Origin of the sequence: Olivibacter sp. XZL3, from assembly GCF_004368405.1 — a bacterium.
In the GTDB taxonomy this organism is placed as follows: domain Bacteria; phylum Bacteroidota; class Bacteroidia; order Sphingobacteriales; family Sphingobacteriaceae; genus Olivibacter.
In genome coordinates this window covers 1-14,452 of the sequence record NZ_SBJH01000010.1, presented here as the reverse complement: position 1 = coordinate 14,452, position 14,452 = coordinate 1, and the positions used below count along the sequence as shown (strand labels likewise).

Sequence of the window (14,452 nt, the reverse complement as noted above, 5' to 3'; positions counted from 1 at the left end):
TACCCTATGAAGTGGATTGAATTAAACACATTAGATACGCTTGAAACAATAGCTAACTCAAATTCTTACGTCATTATCTTCAAGCATAGCACGCGCTGTCCGGTAAGCAGTATGGCGAAGAGAACTTTTGAATTTGAGTCTTCCCTTATTCCCGAGGAGACGCCTGTCTACTTACTCGATTTGATCAAATATCGGGAAATATCCAATGAAATCGCCAATAAATGGCATGTAAGACATGAATCTCCCCAAGTGCTATTGATAAAAGGCAATCAATGCGTTTACAATGAGTCGCATAACGAGATAGAAGTGGCGAAAGTCGTTGTTAAGATGGCCAATTAAAAGTAAGGTTTTTCACTATATCCGGATGCAAGCTTAGGTAGACCGGACAGGTCTCTGCCGCCTGCTGTAAAATACGTCTATCGTGTACCGAAAAGCTTGCATCCGCTGAAAAATTGAGTACAATTTGAATCTCCGCTACTTTACGGGGGTTGGCTTGCATAATCTTGGTGGTAGATGCTTCTATTTTTCCCAAGGCAATTCCGTGGTTTTTTGCAGCAATCCCCATAATGGTTAGCATGCAGCTAGTGAGCGAAGCAGCCAACAAATCGGTAGGCGAAAAAGCCTCCCCTTTACCTTGATTGTCAACAGGTGCATCGGTAATTAATCGCGACTGCGATTGGAGATGTATTGCTTCGGTACGCAAATCGCCTAAATAGGTCGTTTCAACAGTGGCCATTGTAATATAATTAGAATGTAATAAGCTGTTTTTAGAGTCCTAACTTTCCAAGTCAGCACAAAATACGCCACTAAATTAAAAAATTATTAACTACTTTTGTGTTATGATTGAACTACCTGTTATTCCTGCCAATCAATTGCAACGCAAACCAGATTGGTTACGTGTTAAGCTTCCTGTAGGTAAAGAATATAAACATGTAAGAGGCTTAGTAGACGAACATAAACTCCACACCATCTGTGAAAGTGGTAACTGTCCGAATATGGGCGAGTGCTGGGGCGCAGGTACGGCAACTTTTATGATTTTGGGTAACATCTGTACCCGCTCGTGCTCTTTCTGTGCAGTGGCAACAGGTAGACCAAAAGCGGTTGAACTGGATGAACCCATGCGTGTAGCAACATCTGTAAAATTGATGCAGGTGAAACACTGCGTGATTACTTCTGTTGACAGGGACGATTTGAAAGACGGTGGATCGACCATTTGGGCTGAAACTGTAAACGCAATTAGGCGTGAAAGCCCTGATACTACACTAGAAACCCTGATACCGGATTTTAAAGGCAACTGGGAGAATTTAGACCGGGTCTTGGCGGTACGTCCTGAAGTGGTTTCCCATAATTTGGAAACCGTTCGGCGCCTTACCAGAGAAGTTCGGATTCAGGCCAAGTACGATCGCAGCTTGGAATGTTTAAGAAGGATATCTGCGGCGGGTTTGCGTACGAAATCTGGTATCATGTTAGGCTTTGGTGAAACAGAAGCCGATGTCATTGAAGCGATGCAGGATTTATATGATGCAGGTGTTCATATTTTAACACTTGGCCAGTATCTTCAGCCTACAAAAGCACATCATCCGGTTATCGAATGGATTACGCCGGAACAATTTAAGCATTATCAAGAGATTGGCCTAAAAATGGGCTTTAAATACGTAGAAAGCGGCCCCTTGGTACGTTCTTCTTACCATGCGGAAAAGCACTTATTCGATATGCAGTAATTGACCGGAGTCTTTTACAATATCGTCGAAAAATCCTCAATAACATTGGGGATTTTTTTTATCAGCAAACTGGCAGGTATTACCCCCATGCCTTCCTTCACTAACAAATCGCCTGCCTTCCCATGGATGAATACGCCAAGAATAGCCGCCTCCTCCGACCGATAGCCCTGCGCCAGTAAGCCAACCAGTACCCCGGTTAGCACGTCGCCCATACCGCCACTCGCCATAGCTGGGTTTCCGGTGAAGTTGACCCAAATTTTCCCGTCGGGTAAAGCGATAAAGGTATAACGGTTTTTGAGAATAATGATCAGTTTCCTCTTCTTAGCTTCAGTCCGTGCTTTTACTACGCGGTCCCACCACTGGTCGCTGTCGCCGAAGAGCCGATCAAACTCTTTCATATGCGGCGTAAGGATGGTACCCTCTTTTAATAACGCCAACAAATTTTTATTTTCAGCGAAGACGTTCAATGCGTCTGCATCGAAAACTGCGGCAGAAAGATCATCTGCCAACATTTCACTCAAATATCCCTTTATCTCTTCTCCCGTGCCCAAACCGGGTCCGATAGCCAATGCCTTGTATTTTCCTGTCGACACCTCAGACAACTTGGATCGCTCAAGCGCCATAACTTCTGGCAAGCGCGCATTCAGTGCACTTAGTCCGCTAAACGGGATGCAGACCGTTGTCAAACCAGCTCCCGTAAACAAGCAAGCCTCAGCGCAGAGCAGTGCTGCTCCCATGGTGTTCTCGCTACCGGCCACAATGCATGCGTGCCCATAGGTACCTTTATGACTAAAAGCTTCCCTGACTTTTAGTCGTGAACGAATATCATCTTCCGTAATAGCGCAAAACTCAGTGTCCTGTGAAGCAGTAAAATGTTGATGCAAACCAATGTCCACCACGTGAAATTTCCTCAAGAACTTACCGCTTTCCGGAAACAGAAAACTTAACTTGGGTACTTGGAAGGTTATGACATCACGCGCGATGATGGCGTCTTCAAAACCGTTCATTTTGCCATCGGCAGGCATTCCTGTTGGAATATCCACTGAAATTACGATTTTGGTTTCTTGATTGATCGACTTAACTAGCGAATCCCAAGGAGCTCTTAACGGCTTATTTAAACCCGAGCCGATAAGCGCGTCGATAACAATGTCCGCTGCTATCGTTGGTATCGGGTCGGTCGGCTGCAACTCCTGTGACCGAATGGGATAGGCTAATAGGCGTTGATAATTCACTTCAAAATCTTTCGTCTTATTTTGACTATACGCCACTATCCACACAGCAATATCGGTATATCCCCTTTCATAAAGTAAGCGCGCTATAGCCAAACCGTCACCACCATTGTTACCTGTGCCGCAACAGACTAATACCGAGGCTGGTTCAGGATAGAGATCAACGAACTTATTTACAAAAGCCTTAGCCGCTCTCTCCATTAAATCAATGGACGAAATAGGTTCGTGCGCTATTGTATAGGCGTCAGCTTGTCGAATTTGTTCAGCAGTTAGTAGAGGTACCATATCTTAATACATTGAATGATGTCAACCCGGACCGATATCCGCCTTATCTTTCCATGAATAACGAATTTAACAACAAAAAAGGCAGCACACAAATGTGTCTGCCTTTCTACTTAAAATTATTTGCAGTTAAACGGCTTCAGCTACCAATCTAAGCGTTTTGGCTGCTTCCACCATAGCCTCCAAGGCAGCCTTCGTTTCGGGCCAGGCTCTTGTTTTCAGCCCGCAGTCGGGATTCACCCATAACTGCTTAGGGTTGATAACGGCAGAAGCCTTTTCCATGAGCGACACCATCTCCTCTTTGCTTGGAATTCTGGGCGAATGGATGTCGTAAACGCCTGGACCTATATCGTTCGGATAATTGAAATCGGCGAAAGCATCCAACAGCTCCATTTGTGAGCGCGAAGTTTCGATCGTAATCACGTCCGCATCCATAGCGGCGATATCTGAAATGATATCGTTAAATTCCGAATAACACATATGGGTATGGATTTGCGTATCGTCCTCCACACCGGCCGCGGCTAATTTGAAAGCTTTAACGGCCCAGTTTAAATAGTCCCGCTGAGCGGCTTTACGCAAGGGCAATCCTTCCCGGATGGCCGGTTCATCTATCTGAATAATCTTAATACCTGCTTTCTCTAAGGCCAGCACTTCATCTCTGATGGCTAAAGCGATTTGAAAGGCCGTTTGTTGACGCGGTTGATCATCTCTTACGAATGACCATTGCAAAATGGTAACCGGCCCGGTGAGCATCCCTTTTACTGGTAAATTGGTAAGCGATTGCGCATATGATGTCCAATAAACTGTCATATCCTTGGGTCTGCTCACATCACCAAATAATACAGGAGGTTTTACGCAACGCGACCCATAACTTTGCACCCAGCCGTTCTTTGTAAATGCATAGCCTTGCAGCTGTTCACCGAAATATTCAACCATATCATTCCGTTCGAATTCGCCGTGCACCAATACATCCAGACCAACCTGCTCTTGCCATTTAATGGCCTCTTTCGTCTCCTCTCTAATCAAATCTTCGTAAGAAGCCGCTGTTAGTTCTCCTTTTTTGAACTTTGCCCGCCAACTTCTAACCTCTTTGGTCTGCGGAAAAGACCCTATAGTTGTTGTAGGAAACAAAGGCAATTTTAAAGCTTCTAGCTGTTTGGCTTTTCTTTCCTTAAACGTGCTATGTCTATTTGTATCTTTATCAACTATGGCATCTACACGCGCTTTTACTTCTTGATGATGAATTAATTCGGAAGTTCTTCTTCTGGCTTGTGATGCCTGGTTTTCGAGATATCGTCCGTAAACCTCGGTGCCCTCGTCTCGCTTATCCCCTAATAAAGCGAGGTCTTTTATTTCCCCTAATTTCTGCTTCGCAAAAGCGAGCCAATCTTTAATATGAACAGATAACGTCTGCTCGTTGTCTTCATAATCTAAGTCGCAAGGCACATGCAGTAGCGAGCACGACGGAGCAATCCAAACTCTTTCTTTCCCTATTTTTTGGACCGCTTTATCAATATAGGTCAGTGACCGCTCGTAGTCATTTTTCCAAATATTTCTACCATCAACTAAGCCAAGTGACAAGATGAGCCCATCGGGAATATCCTCCAAAATAGCGTCTAGTTGTTCGGGAGCTCTTACAAGGTCTATATGTAACGCATTAATTGGCAACGAAAGAGCTGCCGATAAATTATCATTTAAGCCCTCAAAGTAGGTCGCTACCAGCAGTTTCGTATCACCTGCGCTTTTCACCAGGCGCTTATAAACTTGGTTATACAAGCCTCGTGCTCGATCATCCAGATCCAAAGCAAGAAATGGCTCATCGAACTGGATCCATTTAACTCCATACTCTTTCAGTTTGCCGATTACCTCTTCGTAAACGGGCACCAATGCTTCGATTAAGTCTAAGCGATTAAACCCGGCTTCTTTTTCTTTACCTAACAAGAGATAGCTGATCGGCCCGATCAACACCGGTTTGGTTTCAATACCCAATTGTTTGGCCTCATAATATTCATTGACGATTTTCTCCGAGAAGAGACTGAATTGCTGACGTTTTGTAAATTCAGGCACTAAATAGTGGTAGTTTGTATCAAACCACTTGGTCATCTCCATAGCGGTGACATCTATTCCGTCGTGTTGAAATCCTCTTGCCATAGCGAAATAGAGATCCAATTCATACGCAGCGCTCTTATTAGCGGCGAGCTCATGATACCTCGCCGGAATCGCTCCTACCATGAGTGTAGTATCCAGCACTTGGTCATAAAAAGAGAAGTCGTTCGAAGGGATCATATCTATCCCCGCTTCTTTTTGAATCTTCCAATTAGCTGAACGGATTTTAAGTCCGGCTTCCAGCAGTTCTTTTCTTGAAATCTTACCGCTCCAAAAGGCTTCACTCGCCTTTTTTAATTCCCGCTGGGCACCAATGCGCGGGTACCCTAAATTGTTTGTAAACAACATACTTAAATTAGTTTAATGAATAACACTTGTTCAGTTTCAAAAAACTCGCGGCTTTGGATGAGAAAAAAGTTTAAGGCACAATATCCCCAACTCCGGCAAGGGAGTGGTTTTACTGAAATGGGCCTCAACATAGCTTCTTTCGCGAAAGCCTGTCGAAAATTTAATGGCAAGTCTCCTGGCTTGCGTCCATCCGTTTTACGTCTTCCCATCCTGAATTTACAGAACAGTGACTGTGGTATGTAAAACCTATCCCTACAAAGGGAGAACGCTTACAGTTGCGCGACAGCCCATGATTCACACATGGTTCCTTATTAATTCCCGCTAAGGGAAACCACTAAACGCTCAATCTGAGTACTACTTGATAAACAAGTCTTCAAACCTAAGATAAATTTAATAACTTTGCAATTTGTTTGTAAAAGTATTCGACAAAGAAGTCTATTACTAATAACAATGGGATTCTGTCAAATAGGTAGTACAGGGATGGCTGTAATACCAAGCCCATATATTGTTAATTAAATTAAAGATCAACATGTCTATAGTTAGGGAAAGTGACTTACCTGGTATAGGTAAGAAATACCAAATTCAAACCGGCGCGGGCGACAATATGGTAGTGGTTATCCACGACGATGGTAACCGCGAATTGTATCGTTTAGACGAGGATGAAAATGAATCTAAGTGCGTTATGACACTAAGTGATGAAGAGTCGCGGCAGGTAGCAGGTATCATTGGTGGCTTGTCATATAAACCAAAGGCACTGGAAACGATGGAACTGGCCGTTAACGACCTTGTGATAGAATGGTACAAAATAGAAGAAAAGGCGGTCATTAATCAGCAGACTATCGGACAGCTGGGCGTTAGACAAAAAACAGGCGCTTCTATCATTGCTGCTATCAAAAATGAAGACAGCGTGATTAATCCTGGCCCCGACTATTTAATAACTCCCGGCACCACCCTCGTTGTGGCCGGAAAGCGGAGTAACATAAAAGCATTAAAAGAACTGTTAAAAAGCTATCAAGTTGTATAGAAAACTCCTAAGAAAACCCATGTAAAAAGCATGCATACAGAAACCCTGATCTTGGAAATCGGAATAGCGGTTGGACTAGTTGCTTTAGTGGGACTGGTAGCCAACAAACTACGCTTTTCAGTTATACCTTTCTTTATTTTGATCGGTATGGCTTTGGGGCAACATGCTCCAACGATTGGCCTGATCGATTTACAATTTACGGAAAGCAAACCGTTTATTGATTTCATGGGGAGATTAGGTGTCTTATTTTTACTTTTCTATTTAGGACTGGAATTCTCTGTTGGACGCCTTATAAAGTCGGGAAAAGCCATCGTTTCAGGGGGCTCTGTATATGTAGTACTTAATTTTGTTGCTGGCTTATTAGTGGGCTGGATGATGGACCTACCTTTTGCCGAAAAGATGATTCTCTGCGGTATAATGACCAGTTCCTCTACCGCCATTGTTGCCAAAGTGCTGACAGACCTTAAACGAACAGCTAACCCAGAAACGGAAGTCATTATGGGCATGATTATGTTTGACGATTTGTTTATTGCCATGCATATATCTTTCCTTTCGGGCTTGGTGCTTACTGGAGGAGGTTCATTTTGGACGGTAGCCAGTACTTCTTTATTGGCGCTTGCTTTTATTCTACTTTTTTTAATTCTTGGAAGAAAGCTGATCCCTTACATAGATAAAGTATTAAGCGTAAAATCAGGCGAATTATTTATCCTGATCATTTTTGCCCTCTTGTTTTTAGTGGCGGGATTTTCTGAAACAATTCATGTTGCCGAAGCGATCGGCGCCTTGATGGCCGGCTTAGTGTTGGCCGACTCCCAGTATATTAAGCGGATTGAGCAAATCGTTTTACCGTATAAAGATTATTTTGGCGCTATGTTTTTCTTTAGCTTCGGTTTATCTATCGACCCCTTGTCTTTAGGAGGCGCCGTTATGTGGGGAGCCATCGCCGCCTTAGTAACCATCTGTGGAAATCTCGCTTCGGGCTATTTCGCATCTCGCTTTGCGGGTCTAAAGAAGAAAACATCCTTCGATATTGGTTTTACATTGTCGGCAAGAGGCGAATTTTCCATTATTATGGCTAATATAGGAAAGGCTGGTGGACTAAACCCAATAATCCAGTCCTTTGTGGTTGTTTATGTGCTTATCTTAGCAATTGTTGCTCCTATTCTCACAAAAGAGTCACGGAATATCTGGCATGGCATATTTGGAGGAGGATTATATGCCAAAGACAAACAACCAGTAAAAACGTTAGAAGCGTTGGAGTCGAAAAGCACCAAAAACATCCAAATAGACAAATAGCGGCGTATCGTTCTTGTCAAGAACTTTTTTCTTTGGCGTAAATCCAATGCGAAGGGAATGATATGCTTACATAAAGCCTAACTCCAAGCGAGCTTCTTCACTCATCATACTTTTGTCCCACTTCGGCTCAAAGGTAAGCTCCACAAGCGCATCTTTCACCCCATCCACCTCGCTGACTTTTCTTTGTACTTCGTCTAAAAGTTCTCCGGCTACAGGGCACGCGGGGGCAGTAAGCGTCATTATGACCTTCGCTATACCCTCTTTTTTCGTTATTATTTCGTAGACGAGTCCGAGTTCACAAATATTTACCGGAATCTCGGGGTCAAACACAGTCTCCAGTTTCGCCTTGATTTTGTCGGCGATTCCTAATTCATCCAAAATTATCATTTCATTACAGATTAAACTAACACACGTTATTAATGACTTTGCAGCTCTGCTTTAAGAAAACGAGCCGTTTCGCTCTTTTTGCTCTTTATCATCTCCTCAGGGGCTCCACCAAAAAGAACCTTTCCGCCGCTCGCCCCTCCTTCTGGACCTAAATCGATGATCCAATCAGACACTTTGATTACATCCAAATTGTGTTCAATCACTAAAACGGTATTTCCCCTGTCGACCAACCTATTCAACACACCTAACAATACGTTGACGTCTTCAAAATGCAAGCCAGTAGTAGGCTCGTCCAGTATATAAAAAGTATTCCCGGTATCCTTCTTGGATAGCTCCGTTGCCAGTTTCACGCGTTGTGCCTCCCCTCCAGATAAAGTTACGGAAGATTGTCCTAATGTAAGGTATCCCAACCCTACGTCTTGCAAAGTTTTGATTTTCCGATAAATTGCCGGAATAGATTCAAAAAACGGAACGGCTTCATCGATGCTCATATCAAGGACGTCACTAATTGATTTACCTTTATATCTCACTTCCAAAGTTTCCCGGTTATAACGTTTACCATTACACCCCTCACAAGGCACTTGAACGTCCGGTAAAAAATTCATTTCGATCACCTTCATACCGGCACCCTGGCAGACCTCACAACGACCGCCTTTGACATTAAACGAAAATCGGCCGGGCTTATATCCACGAATTTTTGCCTCGGGAAGTTGAACGAATAGACTCCTAATATCCGAAAACACTCCGGTATAAGTAGACGGATTTGACCGCGGCGTCCGGCCAATCGGCGTCTGATCTATTTCGATCACCTTATCAATGTGCTCTAAACCTTCTATTTTAGCATATGGCATCGGCGTCTTTTTCGCACGAAAAAAATGGTGATTCAATATAGGATAGAGCGTTTCGGTTATTAAGGTGGATTTACCGCTGCCAGACACCCCCGTCACTGCAATCAATGTACCCAAAGGGAAATCCACGGATACGTTTTTCAAGTTGTTTCCCGTTGCTCCCTTTAACCGTAAATAAAGGCCGTTGCCTTCTCTGCGTTTTTTGGGCACACTGATTTCCTTCGTTCCATTTAAGTAAGCTGCCGTTAATGTCGCTGCCTTTTTAATTTCGGACGGTTTCCCTTGGGCGACTACTAAACCGCCATTTAATCCCGCCGCAGGGCCCATATCAACAACGTAATCGGCTTCTAAAATCATATCTTTATCATGCTCCACTACCAGTACCGAGTTACCGATGTCACGCAATTCCTTTAAGGCGTTGATCAGTCGCTCATTATCCCGTTGATGGAGGCCGATACTTGGTTCGTCCAATATATAAAGGACATTAACCAGTTGCGATCCGATTTGTGTAGCCAGACGTATCCGTTGAGCTTCTCCGCCAGAAAGCGTTTTTGCAGTACGGTCTAAAGTAAGATAGCCCAAACCTACGTTTAACAGAAAATTTAAGCGATTAATGATTTCTTTCAAAATCTCTTCCGCTATGATTAGCTGCCGATCGCTTAGCTTCTCCTTTACGTTAGAAAGCCAGGAAGTAAGCGCCACGATATCCATGCTTGCCAGCTCGAATATGTTTTTGTCAGCAAGCTTAAAATGGAGCGACTCTTTTCTTAATCGCGCACCGCCGCAAAGCGTACACTTCTTCATCACTCTGAATAGCTCTATATCTTCTGCCTTGCGTTCAGATTGCTCTTCCAACAACTTAAATATCCCGTCGAAGGTTATCTTATACTCCTTAACATTCCATTTGTTATAGGCAACCGGAACCGTTATCAAATCCGGTGCGCCATTCAATAAGATATCCAATTGCTCTTCCGTCAGCTTTTCCAAAGGTTCGGATAGCGAAAATTCATATTTTTTTGCTACCGCCTTTAGCTGTTGAAAGGTCCAATTGTCCTTATATTCGCCCATGGGAGCGATTCCTCCCTTAAGGATACTGAGCTTAGGGTTGGGAATAACCGACTCTTTATCGATTTCAAAAACATAGCCGAGGCCGTCGCATTTCTCACAGGCACCATAAGGCGAATTAAAGGAAAAGGTGTTTGGCTGCGGCTCGTCATAGGAAATACCACTCTCAGGATCCATCAAATAGCGGCTGAAAAAATACTCATTATTATCCTGATCGCTCAATTTGATAATTCCTTTAGCCGCCTTCATGGCCTGCTGAATAGACCCTTGAAGCCGCTTTCTTTCTTTTTCGTTAATTAGCAAACGATCGATAACCATTTCGATATCGTGAATTTTATATCGATCCACCTGCATCTTCGGAACCAAATCCATCATCTCGCCATCCACCCGCACTTTAACGAAGCCTTGTTTACGGATCTGCTCAAACAATTCCCTGTAATGGCCTTTCCGCCCTTTCACTAATGGCGCCAAAATATTTACGGCTTGCCCATCGAATTGCTCCAGTATTCTGGAAACGATTTGATCTTCGGACATGCGCTCCATTTTCCGGCCCGTAACGTAGGAGTACGCTTCTCCAATCCGCGCATATAGCAAGCGCATAAAATCATAGATTTCGGTAATGGTGCCTACAGTCGACCGAGGATTTTTACTAGTCGTTTTCTGCTCTATGGCAATTACCGGACTAAGTCCAGCAATCTTGTCCACGTCAGGCCGCTCCATCCCACCCATAAACTGCCTACTGTATGCACTAAACGTTTCCATATAACGCCTTTGCCCTTCAGCATATATTGTATCAAAGGCAAGGGAAGACTTACCACTTCCGCTTAAACCTGTTATTACCACCAACTCATTCCGTGGTATCACCACGTCTATATTCTTCAAGTTATGAACACGCGCGCCAAAAACTTCGAGTTCACTTTGCTCGCCTAAATCAGGTGTATTCCGATTACTCATGTATAAAAAAAGATATAAATTGTGAATCTGTCCAAAGAGCAACGCCTCGGTACCTCAATCGCTTAATAGTTAATATCAGCTTCTTTTAGACAGCCAACGTATATACAAACTTAGGCAAATTACTTTGATATACAATCAGAGGCGCGTCAATACTGTTTATTTTGCTAAAAAAATTAACAAAACCTCCACTGTCTGCTTGCAGCACAACAACAGAGATGAAGACATCACGAAGGCTCTTGATCACCTTTCGAACTGAGTGTTAGAGCCTATTTATGCAATTGAGAATAAAAATACAGACGGGACACCATATTAAAAAAAAGTCACAGCGAAGTGCTGCGACTTTTAATAGCTTCCGTAGCGGCGAATCACATCTGATTAGCAGTATGTCCTTCACCACCACTGGTTTCCAATGCAAGCTTTTCATTTGAGGCACTTGCTCTATAACCGTAGTTCGCTGGGTTTTCGATCACTTCTTTCGTGGAAATCAGTTTATAGACGTAATTCCCGGTCTCCCGATTCAGTTTCAGCTTATAATAGTCTTCTTCTTTTTGTCGGCGAATCGCCTTTCTCAAACTGCCACCACCCACGTTATAAGCCGCCGCTACCAGCGTCCAATTACCAAAGTCTTTGTATAAAGCCTGTAGGTATTTACATGCAGCCACTGTAGATTTTTCTACATCAAGGCGCTCATCTACAGATCGGTTGACCTTTAGACCAAAAGCCCTTGCCGTAGCAGGCATAAATTGCCAGAGTCCAGAAGCACCTTTATGAGAGGTGCCTTCCATCAATCCGCTTTCAACTAAGGGCAGGTATTTGAAATCATCGGGAATTCCGTGTGCTCTAAGAACGGGCTCAATCTTTGGAAACCATGCCCTCGCATTCTTGTGTAACTTATGTGTCCTGAGCCGTTCAAAAGAGTGCGCTCGCAAAGAGCGTGTGATCTTTCGTTCAACATTTTCATCTTCCGTTGGAAGATATTCGTCCGCGAAATTTAAGCTTGCAAATAACGACTTTTTGTCTTTACTTGGCTCACTTTTTGTACTTGTTGGTATGGCGTTTTTAATTCTATGTTCTACAGGCCGGCTGTAAATAAACATTTTTGAAAGAACTAAAATCAGTAAAACCACCGCGCTTGTACATAGGTGTTTTTTTATCATTCTTTTACCTTTCTGTGTTGGTTATGCAAAAAAGCGATGGCAAATATAAAAATTATTTACTTACCGTCCAAACACTTACAAAAACCGCCTTGTTTATGTGAATTTTTATACGTATCATATATGTCTCATTTTTATGTTAAAATTCACTCCCGCAGTACGACAATAACCATTATTTTGAGTAACTTTGCATTCAATTTTACGTAAAAGAAATATGCCATTTAGCAACAAAAGGAACAGTCGTGACGACAAATCCGCTTACTCAAAACGTTCTTCTTCACAGAACGATAACAGGAACAGTCGTGACGACAAATCCACTTACCAAAAACGTTCTTCTTCACAGAACGATAACAGGAACAGTCGAGACGACAAATCCACTTACCAAAAACGTTCTTCTTCACAGAACGATAACAGGAACAGTCGAGACGACAAATCCACTTACCAAAAACGTTCTTCTTCATGGAATGACGAACGAAACCGTCGGGACGACAAATCCGCTTATTCAAAACGCTCTACTTCACGGAACGACGATACTAACGAATATAAAAACAGAACAGAGAAAAGCTCCTTTTCTAAAAAACCATATAACGCAGATCGGAAATATAGCCAGCAGGGTAATTCCTACTCCGACGGCAGCTTCACGGACAAAGCAGACAGGTACAATAACAATAAAGAGACATCCCATTCGGGAAATAGAAGAAATACAAATAACGACAGATCCCATTCACCTGAACGAAAGTACCAAGGTAAACCATCGCGGTTTAGATCGGACAATTTTGCGGAGGGTCCAAAACACAGGTTGGATGAAAAGGCGGGCGATCGTTCTTTTGGGAAACCCCGGCGAGATCGATCGAAGTCGACCGAAGAACATTTTTCAAAAGAAAGAGAAGATAAGGGGCTGATTAGACTCAACCGCTATATTGCCAATTCCGGCGTTTGTTCGCGTAGAAAAGCGGATGAGCTGATACAAGCAGGCGTGGTTACCGTTAATGGCGTCGTTGTAACAGAGTTGGGAACGAAGGTTGATGCTGCTAAAGACGAAATCAAATACAATGGCGAGAAGCTAAAAAGAGAGAAAATGGTTTATGTATTACTTAATAAACCGAAGGATTACATCACTACGACCGAAGATCCGCAGGAAAGAAAAACAGTGATGCACCTAGTTGAAAAGGCATCAAAGGAGAGAATTTATCCGGTTGGTCGTTTAGACAGAAATACAACTGGCCTTTTATTGTTGACTAATGACGGTAATTTAGCTGAAAAGCTCTCGCATCCGAGAAATAATATCATGAAAATATACCATGTTGAGCTAAACAAAAGCTTAACACAGGGAGATTTTAACAAAATAGGCTTTGGCATTGAGCTGGAAGACGGGTTCATTAAGCCAGATGACGTTAGCTATATTCAAGGAGCAAGTAAACGAGAGGTAGGGATACAAATCCATAGCGGCAGAAATAGAATTGTCCGTCGGATATTTGAATCCCTGGGTTATGATGTCGTAAAACTGGATCGTGTCATATATGCCAATCTTACTAAAAAAGATTTGCCGAGAGGCCGTTGGAGGTATTTAGAGGAAAAAGAAATCATTCAATTGAAACACCTTATTAAGTAGCAATTTACCACAAAAAAAGGCGCTTGTCAACAATGGCAAGCGCCTTTTTTTTTGCCGTAGGCCGTGGGCTTTATGTTTTAAGCTATGGCAAATAGGCCTTACGCTATAGGCATTATAGGCTATAGCCGGCAGCAGCTGGGATGTCTGGCAAGCCATCCCTCCGGGAGGCAGGCCTTTTGAATTTGAATAGGGAATAGTCAGTAGGGAGTAGCGGTAGGCTTTAGGCAATAGGCGATAACAACCGGAACGCCTGGCAGGCTTTTAATTATTGATATCCTATCTGGTTTTTCAAGGCATCAATGAGCCCTTCGGGGTTTTGACTTATGACTTTTGACTTAATATAACAAAAAAAGGCCGCCGTGCATCTGCACAGCGGCCTTATCAAATAAAGATCGGCACCGACCTACTCTCCCACATGTTACTGCA

Annotated in this window: 11 protein-coding genes and 1 riboswitch; of the genes, 5 read left to right on the top strand and 6 right to left on the bottom strand. The window is 43.2% G+C overall.

The features are described 5' to 3' along the window. Positions 1-6 precede the first annotated feature (6 nt). On the top strand, positions 7-339 hold the full coding sequence (ytxJ, locus tag EPX21_RS03735; protein ID WP_134088331.1) for a bacillithiol system redox-active protein YtxJ: 333 nt from the start codon (positions 7-9) through the stop codon (positions 337-339). Here ytxJ and EPX21_RS03730 read toward each other — a convergent pair. After that, positions 323-736, bottom strand: a complete 414-nt coding sequence (locus EPX21_RS03730; RefSeq protein ID WP_134088330.1) for an OsmC family protein — start codon at positions 734-736, stop codon at positions 323-325. The genes ytxJ and EPX21_RS03730 overlap by 17 nt on opposite strands. Before the next feature lie 103 nt (positions 737-839). On the opposite strand from EPX21_RS03730, the gene lipA reads away from it, so the two are divergent. Continuing rightward, a complete protein-coding gene (gene lipA / locus EPX21_RS03725) occupies positions 840-1,721 on the top strand; it encodes a lipoyl synthase (RefSeq protein WP_134088329.1) in 882 nt (293 codons plus the stop codon). Between the two features lie 14 nt (positions 1,722-1,735). Here lipA and EPX21_RS03720 read toward each other — a convergent pair whose 3' ends face one another. Continuing rightward, entirely contained in the window at positions 1,736-3,235 is a 1,500-nt protein-coding gene (locus EPX21_RS03720; RefSeq protein WP_134088328.1) for an NAD(P)H-hydrate dehydratase, read from the bottom strand. Between the two features lie 126 nt (positions 3,236-3,361). Beyond that, positions 3,362-5,686 carry a 5-methyltetrahydropteroyltriglutamate--homocysteine S-methyltransferase gene (metE, locus tag EPX21_RS03715; RefSeq protein ID WP_134088327.1) on the bottom strand — a complete coding sequence of 775 codons (2,325 nt, stop codon included), beginning with the start codon at positions 5,684-5,686 and terminating at the stop codon, positions 3,362-3,364. 147 nt (positions 5,687-5,833) lie between these two features. After that, positions 5,834-6,037, bottom strand: a riboswitch (cobalamin riboswitch). Between the two features lie 178 nt (positions 6,038-6,215). On the opposite strand from metE, the gene EPX21_RS03710 reads away from it, so the two are divergent. Together EPX21_RS03710 and EPX21_RS03705 are read left to right on the top strand one after the other, a co-directional pair. Beyond that, complete coding sequence (locus tag EPX21_RS03710) at positions 6,216-6,710, top strand: cation:proton antiporter regulatory subunit (protein ID WP_134088326.1); 495 nt, start codon at positions 6,216-6,218, stop codon at positions 6,708-6,710. A gap of 30 nt (positions 6,711-6,740) precedes the next feature. Beyond that, the gene (locus EPX21_RS03705; protein ID WP_134088325.1) at positions 6,741-8,006 is read left to right on the top strand and encodes a cation:proton antiporter; all 1,266 of its coding nucleotides are present in this window, start codon (positions 6,741-6,743) and stop codon (positions 8,004-8,006) included. A 66-nt stretch (positions 8,007-8,072) separates the two neighbouring features. Here the strand turns inward: EPX21_RS03705 and EPX21_RS03700 are convergent, their stop codons facing one another. The 3 genes from EPX21_RS03700 to EPX21_RS03690 all read right to left on the bottom strand — a co-directional run bounded on the left by EPX21_RS03700 (position 8,073) and on the right by EPX21_RS03690 (position 12,417). Further along, on the bottom strand, positions 8,073-8,393 hold the full coding sequence (locus EPX21_RS03700; protein ID WP_134088324.1) for an iron-sulfur cluster assembly protein: 321 nt from the start codon (positions 8,391-8,393) through the stop codon (positions 8,073-8,075). A 29-nt stretch (positions 8,394-8,422) separates the two neighbouring features. Continuing rightward, positions 8,423-11,260 carry an excinuclease ABC subunit UvrA gene (gene uvrA / locus EPX21_RS03695; RefSeq protein ID WP_134088323.1) on the bottom strand — a complete coding sequence of 946 codons (2,838 nt, stop codon included), beginning with the start codon at positions 11,258-11,260 and terminating at the stop codon, positions 8,423-8,425. A gap of 365 nt (positions 11,261-11,625) precedes the next feature. Then, positions 11,626-12,417, bottom strand: coding sequence for a lytic transglycosylase domain-containing protein (locus tag EPX21_RS03690; protein WP_134088322.1), 792 nt, complete (start codon positions 12,415-12,417; stop codon positions 11,626-11,628). 211 nt (positions 12,418-12,628) lie between these two features. Here EPX21_RS03690 and EPX21_RS03685 point away from each other — a divergent pair, with 211 nt between their 5' ends. Continuing rightward, positions 12,629-14,026, top strand: coding sequence for a pseudouridine synthase (locus tag EPX21_RS03685; protein ID WP_134088321.1), 1,398 nt, complete (start codon positions 12,629-12,631; stop codon positions 14,024-14,026). The last annotated feature ends 426 nt before the right edge of the window (positions 14,027-14,452 follow it).

Bases quoted from the DNA above. Each gene is read 5' to 3' on its own strand.
- lipA (WP_134088329.1), top strand. From the start codon at position 840: ATGATTGAACTACCTGTTATTCCTGCCAATCAATTGCAACGCAAACCA.
- EPX21_RS03690 (WP_134088322.1), bottom strand. From the start codon at position 12,417: ATGATAAAAAAACACCTATGTACAAGCGCGGTGGTTTTACTGATTTTA.
- metE (WP_134088327.1), bottom strand. From the start codon at position 5,686: ATGTTGTTTACAAACAATTTAGGGTACCCGCGCATTGGTGCCCAGCGG.
- ytxJ (WP_134088331.1), top strand. From the start codon at position 7: ATGAAGTGGATTGAATTAAACACATTAGATACGCTTGAAACAATAGCT.
- uvrA (WP_134088323.1), bottom strand. From the start codon at position 11,260: ATGAGTAATCGGAATACACCTGATTTAGGCGAGCAAAGTGAACTCGAA.
- EPX21_RS03710 (WP_134088326.1), top strand. From the start codon at position 6,216: ATGTCTATAGTTAGGGAAAGTGACTTACCTGGTATAGGTAAGAAATAC.
- EPX21_RS03705 (WP_134088325.1), top strand. From the start codon at position 6,741: ATGCATACAGAAACCCTGATCTTGGAAATCGGAATAGCGGTTGGACTA.
- EPX21_RS03720 (WP_134088328.1), bottom strand. From the start codon at position 3,235: ATGGTACCTCTACTAACTGCTGAACAAATTCGACAAGCTGACGCCTAT.
- EPX21_RS03685 (WP_134088321.1), top strand. From the start codon at position 12,629: ATGCCATTTAGCAACAAAAGGAACAGTCGTGACGACAAATCCGCTTAC.
- EPX21_RS03700 (WP_134088324.1), bottom strand. From the start codon at position 8,393: ATGATAATTTTGGATGAATTAGGAATCGCCGACAAAATCAAGGCGAAA.
- EPX21_RS03730 (WP_134088330.1), bottom strand. From the start codon at position 736: ATGGCCACTGTTGAAACGACCTATTTAGGCGATTTGCGTACCGAAGCA.